The organism is Streptococcus parasanguinis, from assembly GCF_019929185.1.
Taxonomy (GTDB): Bacteria; Bacillota; Bacilli; order Lactobacillales; family Streptococcaceae; genus Streptococcus; species Streptococcus parasanguinis_O.
This window is the reverse complement of the sequence record NZ_JAHZPC010000031.1, coordinates 1-2,753: the sequence shown is the minus strand read 5'-3', so window position 1 is coordinate 2,753 and position 2,753 is coordinate 1. Positions and strand designations below refer to the sequence as shown.

General features: G+C 49.8%; 2 rRNA genes. Both read right to left on the bottom strand.

What is annotated here, in order from left to right:
• A 5S ribosomal RNA gene (gene rrf, locus K1I56_RS09910) occupies nucleotides 1–116 on the bottom strand.
• Nucleotides 117–195: 79 nt separating this feature from the next.
• Nucleotides 196–2,753: ribosomal RNA gene (locus tag K1I56_RS09905) — 23S ribosomal RNA — on the bottom strand; the annotation flags it as partial.

The window sequence follows — 2,753 nt, the reverse complement described above, 5'->3', positions numbered from 1 at the left end:
GCTAAGCGACTACCTTATCTCACAGGGGGCAACCCCCAACTACTTCCGGCGTTCTAGGGCTTAACTGCTGTGTTCGGCATGGGTACAGGTGTATCTCCTAGGCTATCGTCACTTAACTCTGAATGATTAAACATTCAAAATTGAACATCTATATTCTAACAAGTTAACCTTACGTTGTCAATATCTTCTGACTCTTTGGATAAGTCCTCGAGCTATTAGTATTAGTCCGCTCCATTGCTCACACAACTTCCACTCCTAACCTATCTACCTGATCTTCTCTCAGGGCTCTTACTGATATAAAATCATGGGAAATCTCATCTTGAGGTGGGTTTCACACTTAGATGCTTTCAGCGTTTATCCCTTCCCTACATAGCTACCCAGCGATGCCTCTGGCGAGACAACTGGTACACCAGCGGTAAGTCCACTCTGGTCCTCTCGTACTAGGAGCAGATCCTCTCAAATTTCCTACGCCCGCGACGGATAGGGACCGAACTGTCTCACGACGTTCTGAACCCAGCTCGCGTGCCGCTTTAATGGGCGAACAGCCCAACCCTTGGGACCGACTACAGCCCCAGGATGCGACGAGCCGACATCGAGGTGCCAAACCTCCCCGTCGATGTGAACTCTTGGGGGAGATAAGCCTGTTATCCCCAGGGTAGCTTTTATCCGTTGAGCGATGGCCCTTCCATACGGAACCACCGGATCACTAAGCCCGACTTTCGTCCCTGCTCGAGTTGTAGCTCTCGCAGTCAAGCTCCCTTATACCTTTACACTCTGCGAATGATTTCCAACCATTCTGAGGGAACCTTTGGGCGCCTCCGTTACCTTTTAGGAGGCGACCGCCCCAGTCAAACTGCCCGTCAGACACTGTCTCCGTAGATGATGAACCTACCGGGTTAGAGTGGCCATAACACAAGGGTAGTATCCCAACAACGCCTCCATCGAAACTGGCGTCCCGATATCAATGGCTCCTACCTATCCTGTACATGTGGCACAGACACTCAATATCAAACTGCAGTAAAGCTCCATGGGGTCTTTCCGTCCTGTCGCGGGTAACCTGCATCTTCACAGGTACTAAAATTTCACCGAGTCTCTCGTTGAGACAGTGCCCAAATCATTACGCCTTTCGTGCGGGTCGGAACTTACCCGACAAGGAATTTCGCTACCTTAGGACCGTTATAGTTACGGCCGCCGTTTACTGGGGCTTCAATTCATACCTTCGCTTACGCTAAGCACTCCTCTTAACCTTCCAGCACCGGGCAGGCGTCACCCCCTATACATCATCTTACGATTTAGCAGAGAGCTGTGTTTTTGATAAACAGTTGCTTGGGCCTATTCACTGCGGCTGACTTTAAGCCAGCACCCCTTCTCCCGAAGTTACGGGGTCATTTTGCCGAGTTCCTTAACGAGAGTTCTCTCGCTCACCTGAGGCTACTCGCCTCGACTACCTGTGTCGGTTTGCGGTACGGGTAGAGTATGATTAACGCTAGAAGCTTTTCTTGGCAGTGTGACGTCACTAACTTCGCTACTAAACTTCGCTCCCCATCACAGCTCAATGTTATAGAATTAAGCATTTAACTCAATTCACACCTCACTGCTTAGACGTGCACTTCCAGTCGCACGCTTTAGTTAGCCTACTGCGTCCCTCCTTCACTACATACTCTAGTACAGGAATATCAACCTGTTGTCCATCGGATACACCTTTCGGTCTCTCCTTAGGTCCCGACTAACCCAGGGCGGACGAGCCTTCCCCTGGAAACCTTAGTCTTACGGTGGACAGGATTCTCACCTGTCTTTCGCTACTCATACCGGCATTCTCACTTCTATGCGTTCCAGCGCTCCTCACGGTACACCTTCTCCACACATAGAACGCTCTCCTACCATACCTATAAAGGTATCCACAGCTTCGGTAAATTGTTTTAGCCCCGGTACATTTTCGGCGCAGGGTCACTCGACTAGTGAGCTATTACGCACTCTTTGAATGAATAGCTGCTTCTAAGCTAACATCCTAGTTGTCTGTGCAACCCCACATCCTTTTCCACTTAACAATTATTTTGGGACCTTAGCTGGTGGTCTGGGCTGTTTCCCTTTCGACTACGGATCTTAGCACTCGCAGTCTGACTGCCGACCATAATTCATTGGCATTCGGAGTTTATCTGAGATTGGTAATCCGGGATGGACCCCTCACCCAAACAGTGCTCTACCTCCAAGAATCTTAATGTCGACGCTAGCCCTAAAGCTATTTCGGAGAGAACCAGCTATCTCCAAGTTCGTTTGGAATTTCTCCGCTACCCACAAGTCATCCAAGCACTTTTCAACGTGCCCTGGTTCGGTCCTCCAGTGAGTTTTACCTCACCTTCAACCTGCTCATGGGTAGGTCACATGGTTTCGGGTCTACGACATAATACTAAGACGCCCTATTCAGACTCGGTTTCCCTACGGCTCCGTCTCTTCAACTTAACCTCGCATCATATCGTAACTCGCCGGTTCATTCTACAAAAGGCACGCTCTCACCCATTAACGGGCTCGAACTTGTTGTAGGCACACGGTTTCAGGTTCTATTTCACTCCCCTCCCGGGGTGCTTTTCACCTTTCCCTCACGGTACTGGTTCACTATCGGTCACTAGAGAGTATTTAGGGTTGGGAGATGGTCCTCCCAGATTCCGACGGGATTTCTCGTGTCCCGCCGTACTCAGGATACTGCTAGGTATAAAGACTATTTCGAATACGAGGCTCTTACTCTCTTTGGCTGA